Genomic DNA, 13,879 nt, shown 5'->3' with positions numbered 1-13,879 from the left:
AAAGAAATGCAGGTCAAGCTGCCGTCGCGTACCGGTCGATCTCCTCGCCGGTGATGCACTCGGCGAGTGCGCAGACCAGCACCTCGGCCGCGTTCGGCGTAACCGCGTTTCCGAGCTGCTTCACCCGATCCCGCTTGCTGCCCAGCACCACGTAGTCGTCCGCGAACGCCATCGCCCGCTGAACCTCGTGAGGCTGGAGCATCCGGAACAGGACGTCATCGACGCTCACCTCGCCCTGCACCAGGGCGTACCGGTCGCGCGTCGACAGGGTGCCGACCGGCTCGCTGACCGGCTTAGCCTGCCCGTTGCCGTAGTACGGCATCAGCAGCGGTTCCCAGGTCACCACGGACTGATGGCCGGCCGTCGTCAGCGTCCGCAGCGGCTCGGCGACCGACGTGCAGTGCTCGCCACCGTCCCCGGTGCTGCCGTTGTTCCGCATCACCATCGCCGGCGGAGTCACCAGCGCGTGATGGTTACCGGACGCGCAAACCGTGGCGAGAGGGTCGGTGATGGACCGGGCGTCGCTGCTGCCGCCCCGGATCTCCGCGATGAACGGCATCCACGCCAGCCCGAATTCCGCGCGGCCGGTCTGTGTCTGCATCGGCCCGTAGGCCGGCCGGGCGATCTTGCCTTCGCGTCCGTCGCAGGGGACGACGAGCGGCGGGATGGCCAGCGCGTCGCTCTCGCGGGTGGTGCGCGTCGGCATCGGCTCGCCCAGGCTCGTCGCCTCGGTCCGCCAGGTGCCGCCGGTCGGCACGATCATCGGCCTGGCGAACTTGTCCAGGCCGGCCTGGATCCTCTTCCTCGTCTTCTCGGCGAGCGGCCACAGCCCGTGCTGCTCGCGGTCGCCGATGCGGATGCCCTTGATGCTCCAGTCGATCGCGACTGCGGCCGGGAGCACCTCAGGCTCGACGATCTGGTGCCCGCACTTCGCGTTCGGGCACCGATAGTCGTACTGGCTCTTGTAGCGACCCATGTCGACGCCGGGCCGCCTGAACACCTGCCGCGCACTCACCCACTCGCCGCACCCCGTGCAGTAGGCGCGCGGACTCAACCACTTTTCCCAGTTCGGGGTGCGGCCCAGGCTCCTGTGCCAGTACGCGAAGTACAGTCGGTCACGGGACTGCGGCGCTTTGTGCACCGACCTCGGGTCGGCGTGCATGCTGTTCAGCGCGATCAACTTCGTGTGGTAGCCGAGCTTGTGGAACTCCGCGACCCACCGGTCCCACTCCCACCACTTGCGGACATCGACCACGTTCTCAACGACGCCCGCTTTGACCAGGTTTCCGCGCTCGATGACGCCCCGCAGGTACAGCGGGACCTCTTCCATCAGCGCGCGGCTGGCCTCCTCTTCCGCGGTGGGGCCGCTGTCCGGCTCGTCGTCTCTCGCCTGGAACTTCTCGCCCTCCAGCTCGGCGTACAGGTCGAGGAGGTCCCCCTGCACGGCCTTCTCGAACGAGCGCTTCTTCCCCTGGGCTATGGACCAATGCGTGCACTCCGGGCTGGCCCAGTGGATGTCGGCGACCGGCCACGCCCAGACCGGAGCCTTGCGGATGTCGCCCATGTAGTGCGCGACACCCGGGAAGTTCTCCATGTGTGACTCGAGGGCGCGCTTCCAGTGGTTCGCCGCCCTGGTCACCTTCACGTTCGGGACGGCGTCCGCGCCCTGCGAGGAGCCGCCGGCCCCGCAGAACCAGTCCATGACCGTGAGTTCGGTGCCGTCGTGCTTGTAGGCGCGGGCCGGTCGGGGAGTGGTGACGGTGGACGTCACCGCCACTGCGCGCGTGGTGGCGTCAATGTAGGCCACGTCGCTCTCTCCTTGCTGGCATGAGGGGCGCCGCCCCGGTTGGGGCGGCGCCGGCCGGTCGGGTGGGGGTCAGCAGCCGCAGGTGCCGTTCGCAGCGGGCACCTGGAAGCAGCCGCCGCAGGCCCTGAGGCGGGCCGGGACGGTCACGCGCCGCCGGGTGGGCGCAGCCGGGGCGGGGGGCAGGACGCGGCGGCTGACGAACCGCGCGGGCTCGTCGAGGACGTGGGCCGGGACGCGGGGGGTCGCGGCGGCCCGAGCGGCCAGCTCGGTGGCCTCCTCGTTGGTGAGCTTGGTGAACACCGCCTCCTGGGTGCGGTAGTTGTTCCGCTTGCTCTGGCGGGTCCAGCGGGTGGTGATCGTGCCGGTGGTGTCGTCCTGCTCGATCTCGTGCATGGAGGTGAGGAGCTGGGCGCGGATCAGTCGGGCGAGCTCGCGGCCGGGGACGGTCTCGGTGCGCTCGGTGGTGGGCTGGCCGGGCTGCCGGATGGTGACGGTCCAGGTGTAGGTGGCGGACTCGTCGATGGTGAGCTGCGCGAGGGCGGCCTCCGCGTCGGAGTGGAGGGCGTCGAGGCTGGTGCGACGGATGTTGGCGCGCATGGGATCTCCCTGTCGCTGCTAGGGGTGGTGGTTGGTGTGATCTCATTCTTTCCGAATTAGCTTTACCTAGCCAGTTTTAATAAACTAGTTAAGCAAAGAATTCGAAAAAAACCAGGTCAGGGCGCTGGCCGAAACGGGATCTGCGGGTTCAGGTCGCCGTCGAGGGCGTACCAGCACCAGTCGAACCCGCCGACCGCGTACCGGCCGTCCGCGCTCGGGGGGAGGACCTCGACCGCCTGCTCACGCCGGTCGCCGCCGAGCCACATCCAGCAGACGACCAGCACCACCGTGTGCCGCGTGCGGTTTACCCTGCCGCTCAGGACGTGCACCGTGTCGATCGAGCCGTGCCCGTGCTGGCGGGCGTCCCGCTGCGTGTCGGCCGCGATCCGCCGCACGGTGGCGAGATCGAACCAGGGCCGCACGTACCCGTCGCGCTGATCGGCGGGGTCCACCAGGGCCGGGTACCGGTCGCGGTCGTTCGCGCACACCATGACCTCGACCATCGTGCTCTTCTCGCCAGCCGGCTCGGCGGGGGCGGGCTCGTCGATGGTGAGGGCCGCCGCGCGGGCGAGGTCGAGCGCGTAGGCGGGCCGGCCGTCGCGGTCGGGCAACTCCTCGCACAGCGGGTACCAGGCGTGCCGGGTGGCGTCGTCCAGGTAGGCCGTCCATCCGCTCATGTCGTGCACGGCGTTCCCGGCTTCGGTCTGCCCGACCGTCTCGGTGAAGGTGCGCTCCTCGCCGGCCTGCGTCCAGTACCGGCCGGTCGGGAACAGTGAGCCGTCTTCTCCTTCGACCAGCTCGAGGCGGGCCGCGTCGAAGAGGGCGCTGGGCTGGTGCCCGGTCAGGACGTCGCGGACCGCCGCGGCGGTGACGACGGCCATGACCCGGCCGAGCTGTTCGGTGGCCTGCCGGGCGTCGTCCAGGGCCTTGGTGACGGCCGCGCCGAGCGCTTGGCTGCTGGGGAGCTGGTAGGCGGGGCGGGGGGATGGCTGAGTGGCCATGTGGTGTCCTCGTTTCATGCGGGAGGGGACAGGGAGGGGAGGCCCGGTACCCCGTTCCGGGGATCCGGGCCGGGCGGACTACTGCCGGCCGAAGGTGATCAGGTACCGGGAGGGCAGTACAGGCTCCCAGCCGGCGTTGGTCAGGTCACCGATCGCTGCCTTCTCCAGGGCCTGCTGGATTTCTGCGTCGGCCGTCCCGAGGGTCTCGGTGTCGAAGGGGCCGTCGTCGGCCGTGCTGATCTCGTCGATGCCGGCGTAGACCGCGGTGATGTGAGCGAGTTCGGTGAGGTCGATCAGGGCCGAGGTGGCCTCGGGTGCCTGGGCGCGCAGGAGGCGTCCGACCTTCCAGGCGGCGGCCTCAAGGTCCGTCTTCGGCTGCCCGGCGCGGGTCAGGGTGCAGGCGTGGCACTGGTCGTCGTCCCACGCGTTGGCGTTGCCGCAGACGCACGACCAGGTGGTGATGCGCCAGTGCCAGTCGGGGGCGACCGGGTACAGGCCGAACTGGTCGGGGGCGACGACGCGGACGGCGTCGGCCGGGCCGTCGTCGACCTCGATGCACCAGTCGGTGTGCAGGACGATCGAGCGGCGCGTGCCGTCCGGGGCCGGGGCGGCGTCCAGGACGTGGATCGTCTCGGCGCTGCGCGGGTCGTACTGGGCGGCGGCCTTCTGAGTGTCGTCCGCGAGCTGCCGAACGGTGTCGAGGGTGAAGTGGGGGGCGACGAGCTGTCCGAGGCGGGCGTGCTCGACGACGAAGGCCGGGTAGCTGCCCAGGCCGTCGACGCCGACCCGGGTGGCCTTCATGCCTTTGGGCACGGCGACCTGCATGGCGCGGGGCTGCCCGCACTGGCAGACGGTGACGTGCCAGGGGTTCTTCTCCTCGCAGCGGCAGTCCCAGGTCTGGAACTCCCAGCACCAGGAGTCGCCGCCGATCGCGTACAGGCCGTAGGACGTGGGCTCGACGATGTCCGTCACTTTCCTCGCGCCGCCGTCCTGGTCCCACCACTGCCAGTTGACGACCAGGACGACCGCGCGGTGCTCGCCGTCACGGCCGGGGTCGCCGTCGATGACGTGGGCGGTGATCACGTTGTCGTGGCCGTACTCGCCGGCCTGGGCCTGGGTGTCGGCGGCGATCTGCCGGACGATGGTGAGGCTGAACAGGGGACGGACGTGGCCGTTCCAGTCGTCCGCCAGTTCCACGTGCGCGTCGTACGGGCCGATGACGCCGGGTATCAGGACGCGAGTCGCAGTCAGGTGCTGCACGGTGAACTCCTTCGTTCCGTTCAGGTACGGGTGACGGGCGGGACGCCGGGCGTCCCGCCCGTCACGGGAGGTTGGTCGAGCGGGTCAGGCCAGGTCGAAGAACTCGATGAGCTTGTCGAGCTGCTCGACCTGGGTGAGGCTGAGGACGTCGTTCGGGTCGCCGTACTCGACGAACAACTCGGCCCCGGACCGCAGGGCGCCGAGGACGCCCAGCGGGCCGAGGAGGGCCAGCGGGCCCGTCAGGGCGTCGTCGACCGGGCCGGCGGCCGTCTGGCCGGTCTGCCGCTGCATGGTGTCGCTCACGGGTTCGTTCCTTCCGGGTGCGGGTGGCGGACGGGGCGCCGGGCGCCCGCCCGTCACGGGGTGGGCTGTCTCAGTCGCTGTCCTGGGACGGGTTGATGGCCGTCGTGTGGTCGTGTCCGGTCTGCTCGCGGTCGTGTGCCATGCCGCGGGGGCAGGTGGCGAGGTGTCCGGCCCATCCCTTCTGAGGGCCGTCGGGGATGATGCGGTACACGAAGCAGCGGTGACCGCAGAACTTGCAGTAGGCGCCGGCCACGGCGTCCTCCTTGTCGGGTGGGTCGGTCAGAACAGGCTGGGCGGGGGGGTTCCCGGCTGGTCGCCGAGTTCGGGGATCTCCTCGCCGGTCTGCTCCAGCCACCACCGGGCGAAGTGGGTGCGGTGGCACCAGGCGCCGGGCTTGCTGAGCTTGTCGAAGCACAGCAGGACCAGGCGGGCGCCGCCGGCCCTGGCGGCCAGGCCGGCCAGCTCGGCGTAGATCCGGTCGATGCCGTAGCCGTTCAAGATCCGCCGGTAGCTGAATTCGTATGCGTCCTGCGGCAGGTTCTGCGCGAGCAGTTCCCGCGTCGGCGTGATGAGCTTCGCGTGGCCGACCAGTTCGTAGCCGAGCGGGAAGCGGGGGTGCCCGGCGGTGGTGCGGATCGGAGCGCCCATGGGGGGCTGGAACTCCTGGTAGGTGCAGGTGGCGAGAGCGAGATTCATCCTCGTCCTTTCCTTGGTAGTGCCACTTACATTCTTCCTTAATCGACTTTACATAGCCAGTTCTAGGAAGTTGATTAAGTAAAGGATCGTCAAAGAAATGCAGGTCGGGCGAGCGCGAACAGGTCGAGCTGCCGAGGCTGCCGCTGGCGCCAGCCGCGGGTGGGCAGGGGCCCGCCGGGCTCAGCGTCGACGACGAGGAGCACGGTGCGCACCCTCACCCCGGACGGCGCGAAGGCCTCCTCGGGCAGCGGGGCGAACGTCCCCCCGGCACGGGCGACCAGCTCCCGGAACTCGGCCGTGGCGCGGTCGCTGTGCCACATGACCGTCTCGGGCATGACCGCGATGAGTGTGCCGTCGTCGTCGAGGAACCCCAGCGCGTGCTTCACGTGCCGGACGGCCGTCGAGAACGGCGGGTTCATCAGCACCCGCTGGTAGCCGTGGGGGGAGTCGAGCGGGTCGAGGTCGAGGAAGTCCGCGTGCACGACGCGGCGGGCGGCGCCCTGCTCGCGCAGGACGTGCACGCGCCGCTCGTCGATCTCCACGCAGTCGACGACCGCGCCGCACTCGGTCGCCGGCCCGACGATCGAGCCGGTGCCGGCCGACGGTTCCAGGACGCGCATCCCCTCGCGGATACCTGCGTGGGCCAGCATCTCGTCGACCACCCGCGTCGGGGTCGGGTACCAGCCCTGCTCGTACCGGGAGGGGAACTCGCGGGCGGCCAGGCACGCGCGCATGAACTCCTCCACCGGGAACGGGAAGACGTGGGCGCGGACCGTCTTGCGGCCGTCCCACCTGCCGCCGATTTCCCTCAGGACCTTCTTCACCTGCTCGTACCGGGCGGGGTCGAGTTGGAACGGGATCTGTACCCGGTTGTCGGCGATGACCGTACGGGGGTCGGCGAGGACGTCGTAGACGCCGCTTGGGATCTCCATCGGGTCCTCCTGGATGGATGGGAGTCAGGCTTCCTGAACGGGGCTGAGGGGGCCGTGTGGCGCACTGCTGGGCGCGGTGCGCCACACGGCCCGGGCGGTGGGGGTCAGGCGGCGGCTTCGGCGTCCGGGTTGACGGTCAGGCCGGACGCGCGGACCTCGGCGACCATCTCGGCCTTGCGGAGATTGGCCATCGCCTTGGTCGCGATGTCCTGGAGGTGCCGGATGCGCAGGCGGTGCCCGCCGATGCCGCCGGGGGTGCCAGCGAGCAGCAGGGCCAGCTCCTCGGGGTCGCTCGCCGCGAGCAGCGACAGGATCTCCCCGGCCTGGCCCAGCTTGTCGATCTTCCCGACGAGCTTGCTGCGGTCGCTGATGATCCGCTCCCGCTCCTCCTCGGGAAGGTCGAGGGAGCCCGGCAGGGCGTCCTGCCCGTTGTCCTTGCGGGCCGCGGCCGCCTCGTCGGACAGGACGAAGAAGCTGCCCTGCTGCTCCTGCCGCTTCTCCTCGGTGTGGAGGGCCTGCGCGAAGGACTCGGCGTCGCGGGCGCTCTTGAAGTCGCCGCGCACCCAGCGGGCGAGGAACCGCACCTGATTCTGGTTCGACAGCTTCCCGACGTACCAGGCGAGGCCGACCGGGAGCTGGCCCTTCACCAGGGCCTCACGGGCCTCCGGGCAGAGGTCCAGCAGGTCGATCCGCCACTGCACGTAGGCGGCGGACTTACCGACCAGTTCAGCGACCTCGTCGACCGTGTAACCGGCGTCGACCAGCTTGTGGAAAGCCGTCGCCTCCTCGACCGGGGTCATGTCGGCGCGGCCGACGTTCTCGGCGACGGCCATCGCGAACGACTCGCGACCCTCCGCCAGGCCGTGCATGACGACGGCCTTCATCTGGGTGAGGCCGGCAATCTGGGCGGCCCGCCAGCGGCGCTCGCCCATGATGATCGTGTACCGCTTGGTGTCCTCGTTGTAGCGGACGTTGATCGGCTGGAGCTGGCCGAGCTTCTTCATGGAGGCGGCCAGTTCCTCGAGGGCCGCCTGGTCGAAGTGCTCGCGGGGCTGGCCCGGGTCGCGGTCGATCTTGCTGATCGGGATGGTGCGGAGCTGCGTCCGCACCTCGCCGTCGGCCGGCTTCTTCGCGGGGGCCGCCTTGGTGGCCGCGGGGGCCTTCCGCGCCGGCTTCTTCGCGGGGGCCGCCTTGGTCGCCGCGGGGGCCTTCCGCGCCGGCTCCTTCGCGGGGGCCTCGGTGGTGGTCTCGGTGGTGGCCATAGCGCGTCCAATCGCTAGGTAGTGGGTGGTTTGAACTACTTTCATTCTTTCCTAATTCGCTTTACCTAGCCAGTTTTAACAACCTGATTAGGCAAAGAAACTTCCAAGGAAACCGCAGGTCAGCAGCCGCATTCACCGCTGGCGGCGGGCACCTGGAAGCACGTCGGGCAGGTCTTCGCGAACACCGCAGCAGCCTGGGCTCGGTTGCGAGCGCGGCCGCGCTCGCGGTTCACCCGCTCGACCTCCGCGTTGTAGGCACGCACGCGCTCTTCGTGCCGCTGCTGCTCGGCCCACTGCCGCTTGCTGCGCTCGCGACGCTCCGCGCTCGGCGTCGCGGCGTCGGCCGCCAGGGCGGCGCGCAGGCCGGCCTCCACCGCACGGAGTTCGACAACCAGACTCCAGTCGACCGGCGCCGGCCTGGTCGCTTCGGCGATCCGGTCCGCGACCGCACGGAGCGCGTTGCGGTCGAGTTCGCCGCGCGCCACGGTCCGGCGGACGCCGATCGCCCAGTTGGTGTGGTGCTCGCCGGCCAGGCGCCGGGAAAGGTCGAGCGCGTCTGCGGCCTCGCCGACCTCGACGATCAGCTCGATCTCCTCGATGACCTCTGTGACCTTCATTGCGCTCTCCTCGACCGTGACTGGTGGGGTGGTTTGAACTACTTTCATTCTTTCCTAATTCGCTTTACCTAGCCAGTTTTAGAAAGCTGATTAGGCAAAGAAACTTCCAAGGAACCGCAGACCGGGGGGCGGGGTGCGGCCCCCGCTCCGGCTCCCGCCGGCCCGGCACCGGGCGCCCTCGAGCGCCCCGAGTGCCGGGCCGGCGAGAGCCGCCCGGCCGGGGTCAGCCGGCGAGGATCGCCTCGCCGATCCGGGTGAGGACGACCGGCTGGCCGTGGAAGAGGGAGTGGGAGGTGTCGCGCTTGGCCCAGCCCTGCTTGATGACCCACTCGACCATGTCCCGGCGTGGCTTGGTGCCGCGCTCGACCCTCACCATGAGGGTGCCGACGCTGAACTCCTGGAACTTGACACCGTTGTCCCGGATGGCCTCCAGGGTGCGCCGCTGAGCCGGGGTCACCTTGGGGACCTCCACCGGAGCCGGCGCGGGGGCCGGCTGGGGCTCGGGCGCCGGGGCCGGCTGCTCGGGGGCGTCCTCCGCGTAGTCCAAGATGCCGTCAGTGTTGGCGAGGAAGGACTGGGCCGCCTCGATCTCCATGAGAGCGGCCTCGTTGGTGATCGGGCAGGTGCTGTGGCCCGGGGTGCGGGTGAGGAGCTGGCGGGTGAGGGTCTCGCGCATGCCCTTCAGGGCCTCGCGGATGCCGGCCGTCTCGGCGTCCTTGAGGACGGTCCGGTACGGGAGGGCCATCGCAGCTGCCTTCATCGCCTCCCGGATCAGGCTCGTGTCGACCCGCCGATCAAGCTCGGTCATGCACTGGGCCAGCTTCTTACGGGCCTCCTCCTCGGTCCGGAGGTAGGTGCCGGAGAGAGAGGTGAAGATCTTGAAGAGGTCGCTCACGACTGGCTCCCATTCCGTAGAAGTTGGTGTTTTGAACTACTTCCATTCTTCCCAAATTCGCTTTCCCCAGCCAGTTTTAGAAAGCTGATTCGGTAAATAATCATAAAAGGATGCCGGTCAGGGAGCGAGGTCGATCGGGGCGCCGTCGGCGTCGATGCCGAGGGAGGTGAACCAGCCGTAGAGGGCTTCCACGACGTCGCCGCCGTTCCATTCGCCGTCGCCGCCCTCAATGGTGGTCTTGATCTTGTTGAACAGGCCGACGATCGCCTGCCCTGCATCGGTGGTGACATCGAAGTTCGGTGCGTGCGCCATGAGCGTGATTCCTTTCTTCTCCTGGGGACCGGCCCGGCGGGTGCCGGGCCGGCGGTGGGGGGTGTCGGGCCGCGGGCCGTCGGGGATCACACCGTGTAGCCCTTGCGCCTGAGGTCGGCGATCTTGTTCTCCAGGCCCTTCTGCTCCTTGGGGTCCACGACGGGCAGGAAGCACAGCTCCTTGCCCGGCTGAGTCACGCGGTACCGAGACCCGCGTTTCTCCACGACCGCGCCGCTCTTGCGGAGCCTGGCGACCAGCTGGTCCGTCTTCTTCGAACTCACCTTGTTCAGTCCTTCCTTGGTGCCTTGCGAGTCGTCCAGGGGGGCGAGGCGTCCCGTCCCCGCTGGGGGACTTCCTCGCCGGGCTGCCGGCCCGGTCGGGCGGGCGCCCGGCCGGGCCGGGGATGTCAGGCGGCCCGACGGCTGCCGCGGTACTCGGCCAACTTGCGCTCGTGGCAGGAGCCGCACACGTGCGTGTGGCGCACCTTCCGCTGGGTGCCGGTGTTCCAGTAGTGCCGCCGCTCGTGGACGGGAGCCTTGCACTCCGTCTCGGTGCACTTCTCCGTGCGCGGCTCCTTGTAGCCGATCGCCCGGTGGTAGTGCGTCCGCCAGGCCTCGAAGTCAACCGGCGCGAAGTGGCCGTCCGTGTCGGCCAGGCCGTCGGAGATGTACTGGCCGTAGGCGGCGCGCTCCTTGGTCTCGTCGCAGACGTGGGCCTTCTCGGAGCAGTCGTCGCAGACGGCGTCGCCCTCGACGGGTACGAGCGCCGGCTTCTCGCCGCAGTCGGCGCAGGGGACGTACTCGTTGTCGAACGGCGAGTGGTAGCCGCAGAAGTGCCTGCCCTCGAAGGTGTGGATCGCGTAGGCCGGCTCGCCGTCGGCCGCGGCGCATCCCCGCTGCGCGCGGTCGCCCTTGCAGAGGATCTCGGTGGTGGGGAACCGGAGTCCGGTGGTGATGTAGGCGGGGAGGGAGGCCATGCGACTCAGTCCTTTTAGGCTTGATTGGTGCGTTTTGAACTACTTTCATTCTTCCCGAATTAGCTTTACCTAGCCATTTTTAATAAGCTAATTCAGTAAAGAAACCTAAAAGGATGCCGGTCAGGTGGCCTCGGAGGCTGCACCGATGAGCTGCTCGGCGCGACGCACCGCGTAGGCGATGGCCATCTGCGCGGCGACGTCGTCCCGGCGCTCGACCATGACGCGGCGGTGCTCGACGGCCCGGCGCCACAGGTCGCCCTCGGCGAGCGTGTCGCCGCACGCCACCATGGCGTTCGGGCCCAGACCCCACACGATCATGTTGACCGCGCAGCCGGCCGCGGCCAGCGGGTCGATCTCCTGCGCGAACCACGTGAACTTGGCGGGGTCCAGGTCCAGGCCGCGCAGATGCTGCGCCGCGGACCGGAACATGCCGCCGGTGCCGGCGCACGGGTCGAGCAGCGAGTAGCCCTCGTGGATCGCCTCGGGGTCCTCGCCGATGATCTGCGCGGCCATCATGTCGCACACCTCCGGCGGGGTGTGGTACTCGCCGAGGCCCTGCCGGGCCGTGTGGTGCCTCAGGCTGGTGATGGTCCACGACATCAGGTCGATCCAGCTGTTCGCCTCGGGGTCCTCGTGCCCGGTGTGGTCGAGCGCGTTGTGGTCCAGCGCCGCGTGGAAGGTGGCCCGGATCGCGTGCAGCTCGTGCTGGGTGTACTTCTCCTCCTCCTCGGCCCACCGGAAGAGCACGCTGGCGGTGTCGATGAGGTCGGGGCGGCGCATCCACCAGTAGGCGGCGACCTCCCGGACGCACGCGAGGAGCTGCTGCGCGTCCAGGCCCCGGAAGAAGTCGGCCAGGGTGCGCGCGTGCCCCTTCAGCGGCCACAGCGCCAGGGTGGCGACGATGCCGAGAGGGATCTCCATGCGGTTGCCGCCGTGCGCCCGGTGCCAGGCGGAGGCGATCGCCTCCCCGAAGGCGGGGCCGTCGGCGGGGCGCATGGAGAACTCGGCGCGGCGGCCGGGGCCGGCGGCGGCTGCGGCGGTCGGCTGCTGCGGCTTCGCCACGGTGGGTGCCCACTGGCCGGCGACCGGCTTCGGCAGGGTGATCGTCTTCTCCGGCTTGAGGGCCTCGGGCTCGCCGAGGCTGGCGAAGAGGTCGAGCTGTTCCATTGCTTCCTCCGTGCAGACATGGGCCGGCCCGGCACCCCGTGGGGTGCCGGGCCGGGTGGGTGGGTCAGATCCGGGTGGCCGCCAGAGCCGCATCGACGATGCCGATCGTCTGGGCCCAGGTGGCCTCCACCTCCATGAACTCCGTGCCGCCGTAGCCCTGGTAGCCGGTGATCCGGGCCTTGCTCGGGGTGGACTCGCCGGCCTCGTCGGTGCCCATACCGGGGAGGAGGACCGTCCAGGTCAGGTCCTGGTGGGTGACCTCGGCGACCTTGCCGAGGTTGGTCTGGGTCCAGGTGGTGGAGGTGGCCGCCTTGGAGAAGATGCCGATGATGTCCACGATGACTCCCTTTCCTAGTGGGTTAATGCGTTTTGAACTACTTTCATTCTTCCCGAATGAGCTTTACCTAGCCAGTTTTAGAAAGCTTATTAACTAAAGATTGAGCAAAGAGAGCTGTTCGGGTGTCTGGTCGTCCGCCTCCAGCGGCGGCAGCTCCTCGCGCTCCACCCGCCCGGTGGACCAGCCGAGGGCCTCCGCTTGGGCGCGGTGGAGACGGTCCGCCGCCAGGTCCTCGACCGGGGCGGTGCCCGGCGGGGCCTCCAGCGCGGGCGTCTCGTCGTGCTCGGGCTCGCCGCCGAACCGCTCGGGGGTCTGGACACCGCTCATGATCGTCGTCCTGTTCTCGGTTCCGGCCGCCCCGGATCGGGGCGGCCGGAGGCTGCCGGATCGGGGGCTGCTACCAGCCGGGCGGGACGGGCTCCTCGTACGGCGACGGGATCTCCGGCCCGGTCTCGTACCGGTCGTCCTCGTAGTGCTCGCACCACGGTTCGCACGGCTGTTCCTCGTGCGCCCCGCAGCCGTCGCACGCGAGGCACTCCCCGCCGGCGGCGCAGATGGGGCACGGCTGTCGTTTCATGATCGGTCTCCTGTTCTGTGCGAGGCGGTCAGAGGGGGCAGGCGGCGGCGTGCTCCACGAGGACGGCGAAGAGCATCTCCATGTGGTCGCCGGGCTCGGCGTCGCACAGGCGGTCGCCGCAGCGGGTGTGGACCAGCTCGAGGTCCCTCTTCGCCGGATCGTCGGCGCGCAGCTCGTACTCGGCCAGGTAGATCGGCATGTCCGCGCCTTTCTCGGGTGGGGGCCCGGCCCCGGGCGGGGCCGGGCCGGGGGTGGTCAGTGGGAGTGGTCGCGGGCGTCGGGGACGGGGCTGCTGCCGTGGGTGGGGTCCTCGCCGGGGCCGCGGTCGTGCTGCGGCTCGGGGGTGATCCCGGCCGTCACGAACGCGGCGCGCAGGCCGGTCAGCTCGTAGCTGCGGAGTCTGCGCAGGACGCGCGCGGTGATCTCCAGGTGCGCCGCGCACGAGGCGAGGCCGAGGCCGCTGGTGGCGGAGACGAGGCCGGCGGCCTCGCCGTCCGTGCCGGTGATCTCGCACGCGATGCAGGGCATCGTGAACCAGATCGGCACGAGGTCGACGCGGGTGGCGAACGTGACCACGGGGGTTCTCCTGTCTGGATGTGGGCGGGTCAGTGGGTGGCGAGGGAGGCGGGGGCCTTGCCGCGGTTGCAGGGCCGCTCGTTGTCGGCGGCGATGACGGCGGCCAGGCGCTCGTGCCGGCGGTGCAGGACGAGCAGGCCGGTGAGGGCCGCGTGCAGCACCTCCTCGTCGCGCGAGCTGAGGTGTCCGTGCTCGATGAGCGCCAGCCGGCGGGCGCGGAGGTCCGCGTCCTGGTGAGCGAGCTGGGTGCTGACCGCATGGAGCGGCCTCATCTGCGGCATGGTCCCGGTGATCGGCGCGGTCGCGTAGCCGACGATCACCGCCGGGATCATGAAGTCGTGACGGGTGAGCAGTTCGGTGGCCTCCTGCAGCGCGTCCGCGGCGGGCTGCGGGAGCTGGCCGGGTTCGTCGACCGGGTGCGACTGGATCGCGATCGCGGCGTCCTCGAGTGCCCCGGCGAGCGTGTCGATCATGTAGCGCTTCGGGTGGTACGCCCGGCCGCGCACGACGGCGGCCAGGTGCATCAAGCGGCGGGCGGTGGCGAGGTAGGCGGACATGCGTGTC

Annotated in this window: 21 protein-coding genes; all 21 read right to left on the bottom strand. The window is 69.9% G+C overall.

The window, feature by feature from the left end; all coding sequences use genetic code 11:
• Positions 1 to 13: 13 nt before the first annotated feature.
• Positions 14 to 1,807 carry a DNA cytosine methyltransferase gene (locus tag IE225_RS04100; protein ID WP_229879218.1) on the bottom strand — a complete coding sequence of 598 codons (1,794 nt, stop codon included), beginning with the start codon at positions 1,805 to 1,807 and terminating at the stop codon, positions 14 to 16.
• Positions 1,808 to 1,876: 69 nt separating this feature from the next.
• Positions 1,877 to 2,404: a hypothetical protein gene (locus IE225_RS04095; protein ID WP_190055902.1), complete on the bottom strand. Its 528-nt coding sequence runs from the start codon at positions 2,402 to 2,404 to the stop codon at positions 1,877 to 1,879.
• A 116-nt stretch (positions 2,405 to 2,520) separates the two neighbouring features.
• A complete protein-coding gene (locus IE225_RS04090; RefSeq protein ID WP_190055901.1) occupies positions 2,521 to 3,405 on the bottom strand; it encodes a hypothetical protein in 885 nt (294 codons plus the stop codon).
• A gap of 78 nt (positions 3,406 to 3,483) precedes the next feature.
• On the bottom strand, positions 3,484 to 4,665 hold the full coding sequence (locus IE225_RS04085; protein ID WP_190055900.1) for a hypothetical protein: 1,182 nt from the start codon (positions 4,663 to 4,665) through the stop codon (positions 3,484 to 3,486).
• A gap of 84 nt (positions 4,666 to 4,749) precedes the next feature.
• Positions 4,750 to 4,968: a hypothetical protein gene (locus tag IE225_RS04080; protein WP_190055899.1), complete on the bottom strand. Its 219-nt coding sequence runs from the start codon at positions 4,966 to 4,968 to the stop codon at positions 4,750 to 4,752.
• Between the two features lie 70 nt (positions 4,969 to 5,038).
• The gene (locus tag IE225_RS04075; RefSeq protein WP_190055898.1) at positions 5,039 to 5,221 is read right to left on the bottom strand and encodes a hypothetical protein; all 183 of its coding nucleotides are present in this window, start codon (positions 5,219 to 5,221) and stop codon (positions 5,039 to 5,041) included.
• Positions 5,222 to 5,247: 26 nt separating this feature from the next.
• The gene (locus IE225_RS04070; protein WP_190055897.1) at positions 5,248 to 5,664 is read right to left on the bottom strand and encodes a hypothetical protein; all 417 of its coding nucleotides are present in this window, start codon (positions 5,662 to 5,664) and stop codon (positions 5,248 to 5,250) included.
• Between the two features lie 89 nt (positions 5,665 to 5,753).
• On the bottom strand, positions 5,754 to 6,596 hold the full coding sequence (locus tag IE225_RS04065; protein ID WP_190055896.1) for a class I SAM-dependent methyltransferase: 843 nt from the start codon (positions 6,594 to 6,596) through the stop codon (positions 5,754 to 5,756).
• A 104-nt stretch (positions 6,597 to 6,700) separates the two neighbouring features.
• Complete coding sequence (locus IE225_RS04060; protein ID WP_190055895.1) at positions 6,701 to 7,858, bottom strand: ParB/RepB/Spo0J family partition protein; 1,158 nt, start codon at positions 7,856 to 7,858, stop codon at positions 6,701 to 6,703.
• A 119-nt stretch (positions 7,859 to 7,977) separates the two neighbouring features.
• The gene (locus IE225_RS04055; protein ID WP_190055894.1) at positions 7,978 to 8,475 is read right to left on the bottom strand and encodes a hypothetical protein; all 498 of its coding nucleotides are present in this window, start codon (positions 8,473 to 8,475) and stop codon (positions 7,978 to 7,980) included.
• Positions 8,476 to 8,698: 223 nt separating this feature from the next.
• On the bottom strand, positions 8,699 to 9,370 hold the full coding sequence (locus IE225_RS04050) for a hypothetical protein (RefSeq protein ID WP_190055893.1): 672 nt from the start codon (positions 9,368 to 9,370) through the stop codon (positions 8,699 to 8,701).
• 117 nt (positions 9,371 to 9,487) lie between these two features.
• The gene (locus IE225_RS04045; RefSeq protein WP_190055892.1) at positions 9,488 to 9,682 is read right to left on the bottom strand and encodes a hypothetical protein; all 195 of its coding nucleotides are present in this window, start codon (positions 9,680 to 9,682) and stop codon (positions 9,488 to 9,490) included.
• A gap of 86 nt (positions 9,683 to 9,768) precedes the next feature.
• Entirely contained in the window at positions 9,769 to 9,963 is a 195-nt protein-coding gene (locus IE225_RS04040; protein ID WP_190055891.1) for a hypothetical protein, read from the bottom strand.
• 125 nt (positions 9,964 to 10,088) lie between these two features.
• Entirely contained in the window at positions 10,089 to 10,658 is a 570-nt protein-coding gene (locus tag IE225_RS04035) for a hypothetical protein (RefSeq protein ID WP_190055890.1), read from the bottom strand.
• 120 nt (positions 10,659 to 10,778) lie between these two features.
• Positions 10,779 to 11,825 (bottom strand): N-6 DNA methylase, encoded by a 1,047-nt coding sequence (locus IE225_RS04030; RefSeq protein WP_190055889.1) that lies wholly within the window; start codon positions 11,823 to 11,825, stop codon positions 10,779 to 10,781.
• A 64-nt stretch (positions 11,826 to 11,889) separates the two neighbouring features.
• The gene (locus IE225_RS04025) at positions 11,890 to 12,162 is read right to left on the bottom strand and encodes a hypothetical protein (RefSeq protein WP_229879216.1); all 273 of its coding nucleotides are present in this window, start codon (positions 12,160 to 12,162) and stop codon (positions 11,890 to 11,892) included.
• Between the two features lie 93 nt (positions 12,163 to 12,255).
• Positions 12,256 to 12,489, bottom strand: a complete 234-nt coding sequence (locus tag IE225_RS04020; protein WP_190055888.1) for a hypothetical protein — start codon at positions 12,487 to 12,489, stop codon at positions 12,256 to 12,258.
• A 70-nt stretch (positions 12,490 to 12,559) separates the two neighbouring features.
• Positions 12,560 to 12,739: a hypothetical protein gene (locus IE225_RS04015; protein WP_190055887.1), complete on the bottom strand. Its 180-nt coding sequence runs from the start codon at positions 12,737 to 12,739 to the stop codon at positions 12,560 to 12,562.
• Between the two features lie 28 nt (positions 12,740 to 12,767).
• Positions 12,768 to 12,938: a hypothetical protein gene (locus IE225_RS04010; protein WP_190055886.1), complete on the bottom strand. Its 171-nt coding sequence runs from the start codon at positions 12,936 to 12,938 to the stop codon at positions 12,768 to 12,770.
• Positions 12,939 to 12,994: 56 nt separating this feature from the next.
• A complete protein-coding gene (locus IE225_RS04005) occupies positions 12,995 to 13,315 on the bottom strand; it encodes a hypothetical protein (RefSeq protein ID WP_190055885.1) in 321 nt (106 codons plus the stop codon).
• A gap of 29 nt (positions 13,316 to 13,344) precedes the next feature.
• Positions 13,345 to 13,872 (bottom strand): hypothetical protein, encoded by a 528-nt coding sequence (locus IE225_RS04000; RefSeq protein WP_190055884.1) that lies wholly within the window; start codon positions 13,870 to 13,872, stop codon positions 13,345 to 13,347.
• Positions 13,873 to 13,879 lie beyond the last annotated feature (7 nt).

The organism is Streptomyces echinoruber, from assembly GCF_014651135.1.
In the GTDB taxonomy this organism is placed as follows: Bacteria; Actinomycetota; Actinomycetes; order Streptomycetales; family Streptomycetaceae; genus Streptomyces; species Streptomyces echinoruber.
Note: the sequence above shows the minus strand (reverse complement) of the source record. Positions and strands in the feature narration are given on the sequence as shown.